A 14,673-nucleotide genomic window follows, 5' to 3' on the forward strand; every position below is an offset into this window, starting at 1 on the left:
TCGTCGAGGACGCCGGGCCGCGGGTGGTGCTCAGTCGCGCGCGGGGCGGCTCCCGAAGTCCGGGATCGGCAGGCGCTCGCCGCCCGCCAGCGCGGAGGCGTGCGCCACGATGCCCGGCGCCGTGAACCGCGCGGACAGCCAGGCGTCCACCGGCGCGTGCTCGCCGGTCACCACGGCGCGCACGAAGTCGTCCGCGAGGAAGTGGTGGGAGCCCTCGTGGCCGTTCGGCGCGTCGGCGTAGGCGGCGGGCAGCCGCGTCCGGTCGTGGACGGGCGCGGAGCCGGACGTGAACGCCTCGCGCAGCGCCGGGTCGACGTCGGCGAGGTCGGCCTCGTCGCCCGCGCCGCGGACCGGGACGAAGTCCGCGGAGACGTCCGTCGACGTCTCCTTGTCGTTCCACACGCTCTGGTGGGCGAGCTGCTCGAAGCTGGCCTCCGTGCCGAAGAAGCGGAACCGCGACTCGCGGATGTGCGACGGGTAGCCCACCCGGCGCATCTCGTTCGTGCGCATCGCGCCGCCGTCGGCCAGCTCGAACAGCGCCGTGGCGTTGGAGAAGCTGTTGCCGAACTGGCTGACCTCGCGGTCGAAGACGCCGTCGCCGCGCCGGTCCTCGACGCCGATGCAGCTCACGCTGACGGCGCGGGTGGGCAGCGCGCCGAGCACGCCGCCGATGGCGTGCGTCGGGTAGAGCATGGGCGGGTAGCTCGCGGTCGCCTTCCAGTTCTCGCCGCCGCTGTACTGGTACGCGGCGTAGAAGCCGAGGTCCATGTCGTGCACGTAGTCGCCCTCGGCGTAGAAGACCTGGCCGAGCGCGCCCTCGCGGACCTTCTCGCGGATGAACACCGTGGCCGGGTTGTAGTAGCTCGTCTCGCCCATCATGTAGGTGAGGCCGGTGCGCCGGACGGCGTCGATGATCGCCTCGATGTCGGTGAGCTCGGTGGCCATCGGCACCGCCGAGTACACGTGCTTGCCCGCCTCGAGCGCCGCCAGGACGAGCGGCGCGTGCGTCCACCGCTGGGTGAAGATCGCGACGGCGTCGACGTCCGAGTCGAGCATCTCCTCGAAGCTGTCGACGACGGTGGCGCGGTCGTAGCGGTTCGCCAGCGCCTTGGCGCGCTCGGGGACCAGGTCGGTGATCGTGAGCCGGTCGACGTTCGGGTGCAGGTCCCAGAGCGTCGCGAAGCTGCGCGAGAACTGGCCCGCGCCGACGATGCCGACGCTGATCGAGCCGGCGTCCGCCGCGAGCGGGGCCGTGGGGTCGAGAGGCAGTGCGGACAACGGTTCCTCCTGGGTGACGGGGTCGGGACAGGGGCTGGGACAGTGGGTGGTCAGGCCGGGTCGGTGCGGTCGGTGGGCGGATCGACGAGCATCCACTGGCAGGCGACGACGGCCGCGCCGCGGGCCCACTCGTCGAAGCCGGAGTCGAACGCCACGACCGTCGGCCGGGCGGCGTTGGGGTCGAGGCGCTCGGTGAGCGCGGCGTCGAGCGCCGGGCGGGCGTGCGCGAGCATGCCGAGGCCGTCGCCGGCCAGGATCACGGCGGGCAGGCCGAGCGTGTTCGCGAGCTGGGCGATCAGCACCCCCAGGGCGTGGCCGGCGTCGGCGAAGACGCGCAGCGCGACCGGGTCGCCGTCGTCCGCGAGCGCGAGCGCGGCCTCCAGGTCCAGGTCGGTCCGCCCGCGCGGCACCCCGATGCCGTGGGTGATGGCGGCCGTGGTGAGGAAGGCCGAGGCGCAGCCCCGGTGCCCCCGCTCGCACGCCGGGCCCGAGTCCGCGACCCGCATGTGCCCGATCCGGCCGACCTTGCCCGTCGGTCCGGCGAGCACCCGGTCCTCGATGACGACGCCGAGCCCGACGCCGACGCCGACGGTCAGGACGGCGAGGTCGCTCATGCCGCGGCCGGGGCCGGACCACTGCACCCCGGCGGTGAGTGCCCGGGCGTCCTCGCTGAGGACGGTGGGGATGCCGGTGGCCCGCTGCAGGATCCCCGCGAGCGGCACCTGGTCCCAGCCGAGGAACGGGTTGTGGCGCACGGTGTCGTCGAACCGCGACATCTGGCCCGCCAGGCCGACGCCGAGCGCCTGGATCTCGCCCGGCTCCCGGAGTTCGTTCACCAGTTCAAGGATCTGCCCGACGACGGTGTCCTGCTCGACGTCCGCGAGGTCGCGGTGGCCGGAGGCCTCGACGAGGCCGGCGGCGTCCGTGCGGACCGCGAACACCTCGTCCGACGTGACCTTGACCCCGATGAACCGGTGGCGCGCGGCCTGCAGGACCAGCGGGACGCCCGGGCGCCCGCGGCTCTCCCCCGGCGACGCCGAGTCCTCGGTGATCAGGCCGGCGGCGAGCAGTGGCTGCGTGGTCTTGGTGATGCTCGCGGGCGAGCGCTCCAGGCGCCGCGCGAGCTCGGCCCGGGACAGCGGCCCGGCCAGCAGCAGGGCGCGCACGACCGCTCGGGCGGAGGGCTCCAGGGAGCCGAGGCGGGGGACGTCTGCGCGGCGCTGCACACCCCGAGCGTGGCGCGCTTTCCTTCACCGTGTCAATGAAATCCGGAAAACTCCTGCGCGACCGGGGCGGGGAGCCTGCCTTTCGACGTCGGTCGAAACCCTCGTGGGCTGCCGTCGCCCCGGCGACGCTGGTCGACGTCAGCCACCGACCACCCCGAAGGAGCCGTCATGGCCGCCGTCGTCCCCGCCGACACCATCCGCATCCCGGGCTCGCGCACGCTGCGCTTCGAGGGCCGCCACCACGGCTCCGGCGTGTCGTTCTTCCTCGTCACGAACGACCCGGGTCAGGGCCCCGACCTGCACCGCCACCCCTACACCGAGACGTGGTCGGTGCTGGAGGGCGAGGCCACGATCCGCGTCGGCGACGAGTCCGTCGTCGCCCGCGCGGGCGACACCGCCGTCGTGGGACCCGACGTCTGGCACGGCTTCACCAACACCGGCACCGGCGTCCTGCGCATGATGTGCATCCACGCCTCCGCCATGATGATCCAGGAGAACAAGAGCGAGGAGCACCGCTGATGTCGTTCCAGGCCTATCTCGACACCGTCGAGACGAAGACCGGGCTCACGCCACGCCAGATCGTCGCCGCCGCCGCCGAGCAGGGCTTCGGCCCCGAGAGCAGGACCACGCCCGTCGTCGCCTGGCTCAAGGAGACGTACGGGATCGGCCACGGGCACGCCCAGGCGGTGGCGCACGTGATCGTCAAGGGCGACCGGATCAGCACCAAGCACGTCGGCACGACGGGCACGCACCGCGACGCCGGCGACCGGCTCTGGCTCGACGGGAAGGACTCCCGGCCCGCGGACTGGTGAGGGGCGGGCCGGGCAGGTCAGTCGCCCGGCCACTCCCCCGTCCACCGCTCGAACGCCCGGGCGCCGCCGCGGTCGATGGCCGCCTTCACGACGGCGAAGATCGCGCCCTGCAGCAGCGACGCGAGCAGGATCTCCCGCATCCGGTACTCGGACTGCAGGGGGGTGGGCGCGTCGTCCGGGTGCCCGGGCGCGACCCGCTTGTAGACCTGCTTGAAGACCTGCCCCGCCACGATGCCACCGACGATCGAGCTGACGATCCCCACCGGCCGGTACAGGATCTTCGCGGCCTTGCCGCCCGACCGCTCGGTCCGGGCCACGTCGTTGTCCTCGCTCATGCCCCGACGCTAGGCCGGGCCCGGGTGTCCCGCACGGGCGCCGCCGGTCCGTTCGTTACAGTGCCGAGGTCGGCCCAGTCCCGGCCACCGCACCGCTCGAAGGAGGACGCATGATCCGCACCGTGCGCCCCCTGCTCACGGGCCGTCGCGGGCGCCTCGGCGGGGTGCTGATCGTGCTCGCGCTCGTGGTGGGCGTCGTCCTCATGCACGCCATGAGCGGCTCCGCGACGACGCATGCCGACCACCACGCCCCCGTCGCCGTGGTGGCGCACGACGCCCCCGACGCCCAGGGGGCCGGCGCGCCCGCCGGCTGCGGCGACAGCGGCTGCGGTGGCCACGAGATGGTCACGGCGATGTGCCTCATGATCCTGGCGGTGCTGCTCGCGCTCGCCGGGCCGGGCGCGCGCGCCCTGCTGCGGGCCGAGGGGCCGCGCGCCGTGGCGTGGCTCCCGCTCCCGGCCGCCTCCCGCCCGGCGGCCGGCCCCGACCTGCACGCTCTCGGGATCTCTCGGACGTAGGACCGCCCGGGCCCGTCCCCGACCGGGGACGCCGGCCCGCCGCTGATCCCACCGAGAACCTCGAGAACGGCCCCCTCATGACGCACACCTTCTTCGCGCGCGCCCGCGTGCCCGCGCTCGCCATCGCCGTCGGCCTGACGCTCGCCGCGTGCGGCGCGGACGACGGCGGCGGCCACAACGACCACGGGACGGCGGGCACGGGCGGCACCCCGACGTCGTCCGCGGCCCCGTCCGGCCCCGCCGCCGACGCCGGGTTCAACGCCGCCGACGTGATGTTCGCGCAGATGATGCTCCCCCACCACGAGCAGGCGATCGAGATGTCGGACGCCCTGCTCGCCAAGGACGGCATCAGCCCTGAGCTCGTCGACCTGGCGGAGCAGGTCAAGGCCGCGCAGGGTCCCGAGATCGAGACCCTCACCGGCTGGCTCGACGACTGGGGCGCCGACCCGGAGGCCGGCGACGACATGGGCCACGGGATGGCGGGCATGCTGTCGACCGAGGACCTCCAGGCCCTCGCGGACGCGACCGGGGCCGACGCCGAGCGGCTGTTCCTCGGGCAGATGGTCGCCCACCACGAGGGTGCGGTCGAGATGGCGCAGGCCGAGGTGTCCGGCGGCCGGCACGCCGGCGCCGTCGAGATGGCGCGGTCCGTCGTCGACAGCCAGACGGCCGAGATCCGGCAGATGCGGGACCTCCTGGCGTCCCGGTGACGCCCCGGTGACCCGGGCCAGGGCGGCCCGGGTCACCGCGCGCCGACCAGCTCGTGATCGTTTCGTGACATTCCACCCGCCGGTGCGATAGGTTCTGCCGGGCCGGTGGTTCAGGCAGCAGGAGAGGTCGCATGACAACCCACGTTCACAGGAGCACCGCGCGCCGCGGCGCACCCGCTCCGTCCGACGCCTCGGCGCAGGTCGCGCGATGACGCAGACGCAGCCCGCACCGGCCCCTGCCACCCGCACCTACCCGAGTCGGCGCGACCCCGGCCGCGGCGGGCGCAGCCGTCCCGTCGACGCCCGCAGCCACGTCCCGGAGCCCACCCGCGACGTCGTGCCGCCCCGCGCGTCGGCACCCGCCGTACCCGCCGCCGCGCCCGTGGCTCCCGTGCACGTCCACGCGCCCGCCACCGCCACGCCCGCCGTCGTGCACGCGCACGTGTTCGCCCCCGTCCGCCCGGCCGCGGGCCCCGCGGCCCTCCGCACCGAGACCTCCCGCACCGCGTCGACCCGCACGGAGCGCCGACCCGCACGGAAGTCGGCGCGCAAGCGTGTCCCCGGCCGCCTGGCGGGCCTGGGCGTCGGGCTGACCGTCGCCGTCGCCACCACCACGACGCTCACCGGCATCGCGCCGCAGGCCGCGGCCCCGGAGCCTGACGACCAGCCCACGACCGGCTCGCTCGAGGCCATCACCGCCGCTGCGGCCGCCGCCGTGGACGACCGCGCCGGCGGCGCCTCGCGCAGCGGGGCCCGGGCGGGGGTCGCGCAGGCCTCGGCCGTGAAGCAGACGTCGGGCGGCGCGACCGTCACGGTGTCGGACAAGGCGAAGATGTCGGTCGAGAAGCTCGACCGGGGCGAGATCGAGGCCCCGCCGCCCGTGCTGCCCGGGTGCGAGGGCGTGGCCGCCGGCACCGGCTCCAACGGGCAGATCCCCTCCAGCGAGCTGTGCACGCTGTGGGACGGGCGCACGCAGGTCCGCGCCGACGCGGCCGTCAAGCTCGCCGAGCTCAACGAGGCGTACAAGGCCGCGTGGGGCGAGTCGATGTGCATCACGGACGGCTTCCGCAGCTACGCGCAGCAGGTCGCGACCAAGGCGGCCAAGGGGTACCTCGCGGCCGTGCCCGGCACGTCGAACCATGGCTGGGGCCTGGCGGTCGACATCTGCCCCGAGACGTACTCCGGCTCCCGGTGGGACTGGCTCGCCGCGAACGCCCCGGCCTACGGCTGGGACAACCCCGACTGGGCCCGCCCCGGCGGGTCCAAGTACGAGCCGTGGCACTGGGAGTTCACCGCGGGCGTCACCCAGATGGGCGGCTACTGACCGGGCCGGCGAGCCGGCGCACCGCGTCGAGCACGTCCACCCCGTCGGGCGGCTCGGTGTCGAGGGCGCGGTGGATGCTCATGCCCTCCACGAACGCGTCGAGCACGCGGCAGGTCGCCGGGTCGAAGTGGCGGCCCAGCGCCGCACGGCTGCGGCGCATCCAGTCGTTCGTGAGGTCGCGGAACGCGGGGTCGCGCGCGGCGAGCGTGTAGAGCTCGTGCGACAGCACGAGGTCGCGCTGGGTGGCGAAGACGTCGAGGGTGATGAGCCGGACGACGGCACGGAGCGCGGCGTCGCGGTCCGGCGCCTCGGCCATGCGCCGGTCGAACTGCGCGGACGCCTGGCGGGTGAAGCGCCCGAACGCCTCACGCAACAGCTTGTCCCGCCCCGCGAAGTGGTACGTCATCGAGCCCAGCGGCACGTCCGCGGCCGCGGCCACGCGCCGGTGCGTCGTGCCCGCCACACCGTGGGCGGCGACGACGTCGAGGCAGGCGTCGATGATGCGGTCGCGGCGCTCGGGGTCGTAGCGGCGCGGTCGGGGGCCGTCGGTCATGCCCCCATGATGGCGTCCGGTCCGTAGAGCGCCCGCGCGTTCCCGGCGAGGACGGCCCGCACATCGGGCCCGGACAGCCGCGAGGTGCGGACGTAGTCGAATGCCCGCACGTACTTCGCGCCCTGGAAGTAGGGGTGGTCCGACCCGGCGAGTAGGCGGTCCGCTCCCAGCGTCTCGGCCGCCAGGGCCAGCGACGGCTCGTGGAAGTTGGCGGCGTCGAACCACATGCGCCGCAGGGCGCCGAGCGGCGACGAGGGGAACGCACCCCAGTCCTCGTAGTTGTCCTCGAGCCGCCTGGCCAGGAACGGCAGGTCGCCGGCCAGGTGCGCCACGTGCAGGCGCACGCGCGGGAACCTGCCCGGCACGTCGACCTTGAGCAGGTGCAGGACCGCGATCGCGTCCTCCACCGGCGCACCGTTGACCCAGGTCAGGCCGTGGCCGGTGATGAGGTCGGAACGCGCGCCCGACCCCGTGGCGTGCAGGTTCACCACGGCGCCCCGCTCGTCGAGTGCCGCCCAGACCGGGTCGAACCGTGGGTCGGCCGGCGAGAGCCCGCCCGGCAGCACCGTCGGCAGCGAGAAGCCGACGAAGCCGGACGCGTCGGCGACCCGCGGGATCTCGTCGAGCGCCGCCTCGACGTGCGGCAGCGGCAGCGCCGCGTAGGCGAGGAACCGGCCGGGGTGGGCGGCCACCAGGCGCGCGTACTCGTCGTTGATCCACCGCGCCGCGTCGAGCGAAGGCCCCCGCTCCGGGCCGGCCGGGGCCTGCGGCGTCACGGCGAGCACCTGCAACGCTACGTCGGCGGCGTCCATCCCGCGCAGCCGCTCGGACAGGTCAGCGGCGGTGGAGTCCGCCCGCAGGCCCCGGGCGATCGCGGTCGTGGCCGGGTCCACGCCGATCCGCTCCAGCCGGTCCAGGTAGGCGGCCGGGTAGACGTGGGCGTGCGTGTCGATCGCGGGGCCGAGGGGGCTCGAGGTCGAGGGCGTCACGACACCTCCGGGTGTTCGTCGGGGTCACCCGCGACGCTCCCACCGGACGACGTGCCGCGCACGCGGAGCGGTCCGGACGTCGTTCCCGCCGCCACCGTGGCAGCATCGAGGCGTGCCGCACCCCGAGGATGCCCCGCTCGCGCCCCTGTGGCTGCGCCAGGCCGCGCAGCACGCGTCGTCGGCTGGGTCGCGCTGGCCCTGCTGACGGTGGCGTCGGCCGTGGTCACCTACGCCGTCGTCGTCCTCCTCGGCCACTGACCCGGCGCCGCGCGGGCCCGCGGCCCGGGCGGCGTCAGACGGCGGCGAGCGCCCGGTCGAGGTCGTCGACCTGGACGCGCGTCCCCTCGAGGCCGACCGAGAGGCGGACGAGACCGGGCGGCACGCCGTCCGCCGCGAGCCGTTCGGCGTTGTCCGCCCGCACCGGCGAGCTGACGAGGCTCTCGTAGCCGCCCCAGCTCACCCCGATCCGGAAGACGCGCAGGGCGTCGACGAACCGGGACACGGCCGCGAAGGAGGCGTCACGCAGCTCGAGGCTCAGCAGCCCGGAGAAGCCGGAGAGCTGGCTGCGCACGAGGTCGTGGTCCGGGCCGAGGGTCGCGTACGGGTGGTGCACCGCAGCGACCGCGGGGTGGGCCAGCAGGTGGTCGACCACCCGGAGCGCGTTCTCCTGGTGCTGCTCCATCCGCACCGGCAGGGTGCGCAGACCGCGCAGCACGAGCGACGCCTCCATCGCGGACATCACGGCGCCGAAGAGCTGGTGCCCGCGGTAGAAGACCTCGCGCACCAGCTCGGCCGACCCGACCACGGCGCCGCCGACGACGTCGCTGTGCCCGCCCACGTACTTGGTGAGCGAGTGGATGACGAGGTCGACCCCCAGCTCCAGCGGCTTCTGGAAGAGCGGCGTGGCCCACGTGTTGTCGATCGCGGTGAGGATGCCGCGGCGCCGGGCGACGGCGGTCAGCGAGCGCAGGTCGACGAGCCGCATGAGCATCGTGCCCGGGCTCTCCACGTAGACCAGCGCGGTGTTCTCGCGCAGGTGGCTCGCGACGTCGGCACCGGGCTCGGTCACGACCGAGTGCTCCACGCCGAGACGCCCCAGGTGCCGCGCCAGCTCGAGGGTGGGCCCGTAGACGTTGTTCACGAAGAGCACGTGGTCGCCGCTGCGCAGCAGGCCGCCGAGGACGGCCGCGATCGCACCCATCCCCGAGGCGAAGCACTTGGCCGCCTCGCCGCGCTCCAGGAGGGCGAGCTGCCGCTCGAGGAACGCGACCGTCGGGTTCGTGCCGCGGCTGTAGACGAAGTTCTCGTGCTCGGCCGCCTGCTGCCGCGCGAACTCCGCGAACGTGGGCTTGGTGAACAGGCTCGTCTGGAACACGGGAGGCGCGACCGCCCCCGGCTCGTGGCCGGGCCCGGACCACGCCGCGGCGCAGATCTCCCGGTCGACGTCGGCGACCGTCATCGCTCCCCCGTCACGGCACGGCGGATCCGCTCGATCGGGACCTTCGGCTCGCGGCCGGCGGTGAGCAGGCCGTTGGTCTCCTGCATCGTGTCGGTGAGCTGCGTCCAGCATGATCCGGCGAGGAAGCGGCTCGCGCGGACGGCGTCGTAGAGCGCGGTGATCCGCGCGACCCAGTCGTCGCCGTCCTGGGCGGCGGTGTAGCCCCAGCCGTCGGCGCGCCCGGCGCCGGGCTGATAGTTCACCCCGCCGAACTCCGTGAGCATCACCGGCTGGCCGGAGTCGGCCCAGCCCCCGACGAGCTGCCGGCGCCCGGAGGGCGCGATGCCGCCGACCACCCGCTCGCGCGCGGCGGCGTCGGCGTACCGGCGGGCGAGCACGGCGCCGTCGCCGGCGTAGTCGTGCACCGTGATGATGTCGGTGTTCTGCTGCTCCCAGCCGTCGTTGGAGATCACGGGACGCGACGGGTCGAGCGCGCGCGTGAGGTCGGTGAGCGCGCGCGAGTACGCCTGCTGGGCCGGGTCGTCGGCGACGTGCTGGATCCCCCACGACTCGTTGAACGGCACCCACGTGACGATCGACGGGTGCGAGACGTCGCGGTCGACGGCCTCCATCCACTCGCGCGTCAGCCGCTGCACCGCGGTCGCGGAGAACTCGTAGGCGCCGGGGGTCTCGCCCCACACGAGGATGCCGAGCCGGTCCGCCCAGTACAGGAAGCGCGGGTCCTCGATCTTCTGGTGGACGCGGCAGGCGTTGAAGCCGAGCTCCTTGACCAGCTCGGCCTCCCGACGCAGTGCGTCGGCGGACGGGGCGGCGAGGTGGCTGTCGGGCCAGTAGCCCTGGTTGAGCACGGACCGCACGTCGTACGGGTACCCGTTGAGCAGGAAGCAGCCGTCGCCGAGGCCCACGCTCCGCACGCCGAGGTAGGACGAGACGGCGTCGAGCACCGCGCCGTCCGCGTCGAGCACGGACACGACGGCGTCGACCAGCCGTGGCTGCTCCGGCGACCAGGTCAGCTCGTCCTCGGCCTGGCCGTTGCGCTGCCGGGCGACCGGCACCGTGAGGTCCACCACGGGCGTGCTGCGTACGGCGGTGACCTCGACGGTGCCCAGGTCCTCGTCGCGCTCGTCGAACCGGAGGGCGACGCGGACGCGCGACCCGGGCGCCAGCGGGCCGCGGAACCGCACCGTCAGGTCGACGGCGGCCGGGCCGGCGGGGAGCCAGCGCAGGTGCTCGACGCTGGTGGCGGGGACGGCCTCGAGCCACACGGTCTGCCAGATGCCGGTGGTCCGCCGGTACCAGATCGCGTGCGCGTCCTCGTGCCAGTCCTGCTTGCCGCGCGGCTGGGTGAGGTCGTGCGGGTCGTCCTCGGCGCGCACCACGAGCAGGTGCTCGGCGTCGTCGCCCACGTGGGCCGTGAGGTCGACGGTGAAGGGCGTGTGGCCCCCCTCGTGCTCGCCGACGAGCGCGCCGTCGACCCAGACCGTGGCGCGGTAGTCGACGGCGCCGAGGTGCAGCAGCACCCGCGGCGCGGCCGCGGACCGCCCGGCCGCCTCGAGGTCGGCCTGCCGGATCGTCCGCGCGTACCAGACCACGGGGTGGAAGCCGGGCTCGGCGACGCCCGACGCCGCCGACTCCGGGGGGAACGGCACGGTGATGTCGCGGCTCTCGCCCAGCCCCGCGGCCCAGCCCGCGGCGAGACCCGCGTCCGCGTCGTCGTGGCGGAACTCCCACGTGCCGTCGAGGGTGGCCCACGCGGAGCGCATCAGCTGCGGCCGCGGGTACGTGCCGTCCTGTCGGGAGGCGAGGGGAAGGTGGTCGAGCGCGGTGCCGGCGTCGACGGCGGCGGAAGTCGTGGTCACGGCGCGACTATACAGCGCTGTAAACGCGGGAGGCCACGGGCGCTACGGTGATCCCCGTGAAGAGAGTGACGCTCCAGGACGTCGCGACGCACGCGGGCGTGTCGATGAAGACCGTGTCCAACGTCGTGCGCGACTACCAGCACGTCAGCCCCGCGATGCGCGAGCGGGTCCGCGCCGCGATCGACGAGCTCGGCTACCGGCCCGACGTCCGCGGTCGCAGCCTCGCCACCGGCCGTTCCAGCATGCTGGCCCTCGCCTTCCCCGACCTGCGGTGGCCCTACTTCGCCGAGCTCGCGCACCTCTTCGCCCGCGTCTGCGCCCAGCGCGGGTACCGGCTGCTCCTCGAGGAGACCGGGGGCACGCGCGAGGGCGAGCTGGCGGTGCTGCGCGACCGGGACGCCGGCATCGTCGACGGCATCGTCCTGCACCCCCAGGCGCTCTCCGTCAACGAGCTGGCCGAGCACGGCCAGGACACGCCGATGGTCCTGCTCGGGGAGGCGCCGCAGGCCCCCGGCGTGGACCAGGTGACCATCGACAACGTGGCGGCGGCCGGCGAGGCGGTGGCGCACCTGGTCCGCTCCGGCCGCCGCCGCGTCGGGTTCCTCGGCCACGAGACCGGCGAGCTGTCGCACACGTCCCGGCTGCGCATCGAGGGCTACCGTCGCGGGCTCGAGCAGGCCGGGCTCACGGTCGACGAGGGACTCCTCGTGCCCCGGCCCGCAGGCGACGCGCTCGGCGCCGAGGAGGGACTCGGCGCAGCCCTCGACCGGGGCCTGCGGGTGGACGCGCTGCTGTGCCGCGACGACCACGCCGCCATCGGGGCGCTGCGCGCGCTGCACCTGCGCGGCCTCGACGTCCCCGGCGACGTCGCCATCGTCGGCTGGGACGCCACGGTCCTCACCGCGAGCACCACCCCGAGCATCACGAGCATCGCCCCGGACACGACGGCGCTCGCCGCGCGGACGCTCGACCTCCTGCTCGAGCGGGTCGACGGCACCGACGCGCCCGGCCGGCTCGTCACCGTCGGGCACAGCCTCCTCGTCCGGGAGAGCGCGCCGGACGCGGGCACCGCACCCGGCCCTCGCTGAGTCGTACCCCTCGGCGAGGGCCGGGCAGTCCTGTCACGCGGGGTCGTCCACCACCGTCGCGAGAAGCTCGACGACCGCGCCGCGGACGTCGTCCTGCAGGCCCACGGTGTCGAGCTCCGCGACCCGGTCGACGGTCGCCCGGCCGCTGGTCACGACCTCCCAGGCCGCGAGCTTCTCCGGGTTGCCCGTCTGGGCGCGCTCCAGCACGGCGCGCACGGCCTCGGTCGGGTCGACGCCCACGCGCAGCGGCGCCCCGACGCGCACGACGGCGCCCGCGGCGGACGGCGCCGTGAACGACACGCTCCAGCGGCCGTCCTCGCCGGTCACGGGCACGGGCCGGCCGTCCACCGTCACCTCGGCGTCGGGCCGCCGCGCGAGGAAGGTGACCGTCCATTCCCGGTCGGTCGGCACGACGTCGGCCCTCCCCTGGACGGCGGCGACGCGCAGCTCGCGCACGTCGCGGTCCCAGACGATGGGCGTCGTCGCCGCGGGACCGTCGTCCGGGGCCCCGGCCGGGAGGTCCCGGTCGTCCTCGCCGTCCTCCGCGAGGTCGAGCCGCCCGGCGGCCCCCGGCGCGACGAGCACCTCGAGCGCGACGGGGTTGCGCGTGGCGTCCCGCTCGTCCGGCCCGGCGAGCGGCAGGATGCCGCCGTCGCGCAGCAGCACCGGCACGGACTCGAGCGGCCGGTGCAGCTCGACGTGCCGGTCCCCCCGGTACACCGCGCCGGTGAAGACGTCGGTCCAGCGGCCCTCCGGCAGCCACGCACGGGTGCCGCTCAGCAGCGAGACCCGGCTGCGCGGCGTCACGACCGGCGCCACCAGCACCTCGCTGCCGAAGGCGAACTGGTTCGGCACGGAGTACGCCTCGCGCCGGTACGGCTCGAGGTGGTACATCGGCCGGACCAGCGGCGTCCCCGCGGCTGCCCGGTGGTTCATCGTGTGCAGGTACGGCACCAGGCGGTGGCGCAGGCGCAGCGCCTCCCCCATCGCCTGCCGGTGCTCGGCCGGGAAGAGCCAGGGCTCCTTGCGGATGAACGGGTTGTTCGCCGAATGCAGCCGCATGATCGGGGAGAGCACGCCGAGCTGCACCCAGCGCGTGGCGAGCTCGTCGTCCCGCACGCCGCGGGTGTGGCCGCCCACGTCGTGGCTCCACCAGCAGTACCCGATGTTCGCGGCGGTGGCGGTGAACTCGGGCTGGAACGCGAGCGACTCCCACGACACGACCGTGTCGCCGGAGAACCCGACCGCGTACCGGTGGCTGCCCGGCCCCGCGTACCGCGAGAACGTCATGCCCGGCCCGCCGTGCCGTGCGGCGTCGAGATGGTGGAAGTGGTTGAGCAGCCACAGGGGGTCGACGCCCCGCAGGCCCGACGTCCGCCCCTGCTGCCAGTCGATCCACCAGAAGTCCACGCCCTGCTCCTCGAGCGGGTGGTGCAGCAGCTCGAAGTAGGCGCGCAGGAACGCCGGGTCGGTGAGGTCGAACGGCACCGGCGCCTCGGAGGCCGGGTCGATCCCCACGGCCGCGGCCACCGCCGGGTACGCGTCCTCGAAGGCGCGCACGCCGTCGGCGGGGTGCAGGTTGAGCGTCGTGCGCATGCCCCGCTCGTGGAGCGCCCCGAGGAACGCCGCCGGGTCGGGGAACAGCGTCGGCTCCCACGAGTAGCCGGTCCAGCCGTTCCCGTGCTCCGGCGGCACCGTGCCCACGCGGTGCCAGTCCATGTCGATGACGGCCACGGAGAACGGCACACCCTCGTCGTCGAACCGGTCCATCAGCTCGAGGTACGACTCGGCGGAGTACGGGTGGTACCGGCTCCACCAGTTCCCCAGCGCCCAGCGCGGCAGTCGCGTCGGAGCGCCGGAGACGGCGTAGAGCTCGCGGACCGCGCGGGCGTAGTCGCGGCCGTGCGCGAAGACGTACAGGTCGCGCCGGCCGGCGGCACGGCCGCCCACCCAGCCGTCGTCGGTGAACAGGAACGACTCGGTGTCGTCGACCACGCCGATGCCGTCGGGGGACACGACGCCGGGGTCGAGGGGGATGCGGCCGTCCGCGTCGTCGAGCGTCCGTGCGGTCCCGCCCAGGTCGTGCGTGGGCTCGCCGTAGCGCCAGCGCCCGGAGTCCGTGCCGCGCAGCTCCACGACCAGCCCGTGCGCCGACGGCTCTCGCCCGTCGTAGCGCAGCCACGCGCGCGCCGTCGTGATCTCGACGCCGTCGCCCCAGGGCTGCGTGTCGAACTCGGCCTCGCCGAGGTCGCGACGGACCGCGAACGTGGACGCCCGGTCCTCGAAGCCCCCGTCCGGCGACCACTCGACGCGGAAGAGGCAGTCGGTCAGGACGGTGATGCGCCAGCCGTCGCCCCGCACCTCCTGCCCCGGGCGGGACCGGGGAGCCGCGCCGGGGAGCGGTCGGACGACGGGCAGCGCGGACGTCGTGCCGACGGTGCCGGTCCCTGCGTCGGTCGCTGTGTCGGTCGCCAGGTCGGTCGCGGTGTCTGTCACGGGAGCTCCTCGGTGGTGCGTGCGGG

14 protein-coding genes are annotated in these 14,673 nt (G+C 74.9%); 6 read left to right on the plus strand and 8 right to left on the minus strand.

From position 1 onward, the window contains the following. Window positions 1–30: 30 nt before the first annotated feature. A complete protein-coding gene (locus tag ACFUVW_RS04495) occupies window positions 31–1,278 on the minus strand; it encodes a Gfo/Idh/MocA family protein (protein ID WP_430570155.1) in 1,248 nt (415 codons plus the stop codon). Window positions 1,279–1,328: 50 nt separating this feature from the next. Further along, on the minus strand, window positions 1,329–2,504 hold the full coding sequence (locus tag ACFUVW_RS04500) for an ROK family protein (protein WP_430570156.1): 1,176 nt from the start codon (window positions 2,502–2,504) through the stop codon (window positions 1,329–1,331). Window positions 2,505–2,672: 168 nt separating this feature from the next. Between ACFUVW_RS04500 and ACFUVW_RS04505 the strand changes: the two genes are divergently transcribed. Then, window positions 2,673–3,023 carry a cupin domain-containing protein gene (locus ACFUVW_RS04505; protein WP_430570157.1) on the plus strand — a complete coding sequence of 117 codons (351 nt, stop codon included), beginning with the start codon at window positions 2,673–2,675 and terminating at the stop codon, window positions 3,021–3,023. After that, window positions 3,023–3,316: a DUF4287 domain-containing protein gene (locus ACFUVW_RS04510; RefSeq protein ID WP_430570158.1), complete on the plus strand. Its 294-nt coding sequence runs from the start codon at window positions 3,023–3,025 to the stop codon at window positions 3,314–3,316. The genes ACFUVW_RS04505 and ACFUVW_RS04510 overlap by 1 nt, the downstream gene beginning before the upstream one ends. Window positions 3,317–3,333: 17 nt before the next feature. Here the strand turns inward: ACFUVW_RS04510 and ACFUVW_RS04515 are convergent, their stop codons facing one another. Further along, on the minus strand, window positions 3,334–3,651 hold the full coding sequence (locus ACFUVW_RS04515) for a DUF4235 domain-containing protein (protein WP_430570159.1): 318 nt from the start codon (window positions 3,649–3,651) through the stop codon (window positions 3,334–3,336). A 110-nt stretch (window positions 3,652–3,761) separates the two neighbouring features. On the opposite strand from ACFUVW_RS04515, the gene ACFUVW_RS04520 reads away from it, so the two are divergent. The 3 genes from ACFUVW_RS04520 (at window position 3,762) to ACFUVW_RS04530 (ending at window position 6,203) form a co-directional block, all read left to right on the plus strand. Then, window positions 3,762–4,169: a DUF6153 family protein gene (locus tag ACFUVW_RS04520; protein ID WP_430570160.1), complete on the plus strand. Its 408-nt coding sequence runs from the start codon at window positions 3,762–3,764 to the stop codon at window positions 4,167–4,169. Window positions 4,170–4,246: 77 nt separating this feature from the next. Beyond that, window positions 4,247–4,879 carry a DUF305 domain-containing protein gene (locus tag ACFUVW_RS04525; protein WP_430570161.1) on the plus strand — a complete coding sequence of 211 codons (633 nt, stop codon included), beginning with the start codon at window positions 4,247–4,249 and terminating at the stop codon, window positions 4,877–4,879. A gap of 208 nt (window positions 4,880–5,087) precedes the next feature. Continuing rightward, window positions 5,088–6,203 (plus strand): M15 family metallopeptidase, encoded by a 1,116-nt coding sequence (locus tag ACFUVW_RS04530; RefSeq protein ID WP_430570162.1) that lies wholly within the window; start codon window positions 5,088–5,090, stop codon window positions 6,201–6,203. Here ACFUVW_RS04530 and ACFUVW_RS04535 read toward each other — a convergent pair. From ACFUVW_RS04535 to ACFUVW_RS04550, 4 genes are all read right to left on the minus strand, one after another. Continuing rightward, window positions 6,181–6,756: a TetR/AcrR family transcriptional regulator gene (locus ACFUVW_RS04535; protein WP_430570163.1), complete on the minus strand. Its 576-nt coding sequence runs from the start codon at window positions 6,754–6,756 to the stop codon at window positions 6,181–6,183. The genes ACFUVW_RS04530 and ACFUVW_RS04535 overlap by 23 nt on opposite strands. Further along, entirely contained in the window at window positions 6,753–7,745 is a 993-nt protein-coding gene (locus tag ACFUVW_RS04540; RefSeq protein ID WP_430570164.1) for an amidohydrolase family protein, read from the minus strand. The genes ACFUVW_RS04535 and ACFUVW_RS04540 overlap by 4 nt, the downstream gene beginning before the upstream one ends. A gap of 292 nt (window positions 7,746–8,037) precedes the next feature. After that, a complete protein-coding gene (locus tag ACFUVW_RS04545; RefSeq protein WP_430570165.1) occupies window positions 8,038–9,204 on the minus strand; it encodes a trans-sulfuration enzyme family protein in 1,167 nt (388 codons plus the stop codon). Further along, a complete protein-coding gene (locus ACFUVW_RS04550; RefSeq protein ID WP_430570166.1) occupies window positions 9,201–11,063 on the minus strand; it encodes a glycoside hydrolase family 2 protein in 1,863 nt (620 codons plus the stop codon). Before ACFUVW_RS04550 ends, ACFUVW_RS04545 begins: the two co-directional genes overlap by 4 nt. Before the next feature lie 56 nt (window positions 11,064–11,119). On the opposite strand from ACFUVW_RS04550, the gene ACFUVW_RS04555 reads away from it, so the two are divergent. Then, entirely contained in the window at window positions 11,120–12,151 is a 1,032-nt protein-coding gene (locus tag ACFUVW_RS04555) for a LacI family DNA-binding transcriptional regulator (RefSeq protein ID WP_430570167.1), read from the plus strand. 33 nt (window positions 12,152–12,184) lie between these two features. Here ACFUVW_RS04555 and ACFUVW_RS04560 read toward each other — a convergent pair whose 3' ends face one another. After that, complete coding sequence (locus ACFUVW_RS04560) at window positions 12,185–14,647, minus strand: TIM-barrel domain-containing protein (protein ID WP_430570168.1); 2,463 nt, start codon at window positions 14,645–14,647, stop codon at window positions 12,185–12,187. Window positions 14,648–14,673: the final 26 nt, after the last annotated feature.

The sequence above is a fragment of the Isoptericola sp. NPDC057391 genome (assembly GCF_042668085.1).
Taxonomy (GTDB): domain Bacteria; phylum Actinomycetota; class Actinomycetes; order Actinomycetales; family Cellulomonadaceae; genus Isoptericola.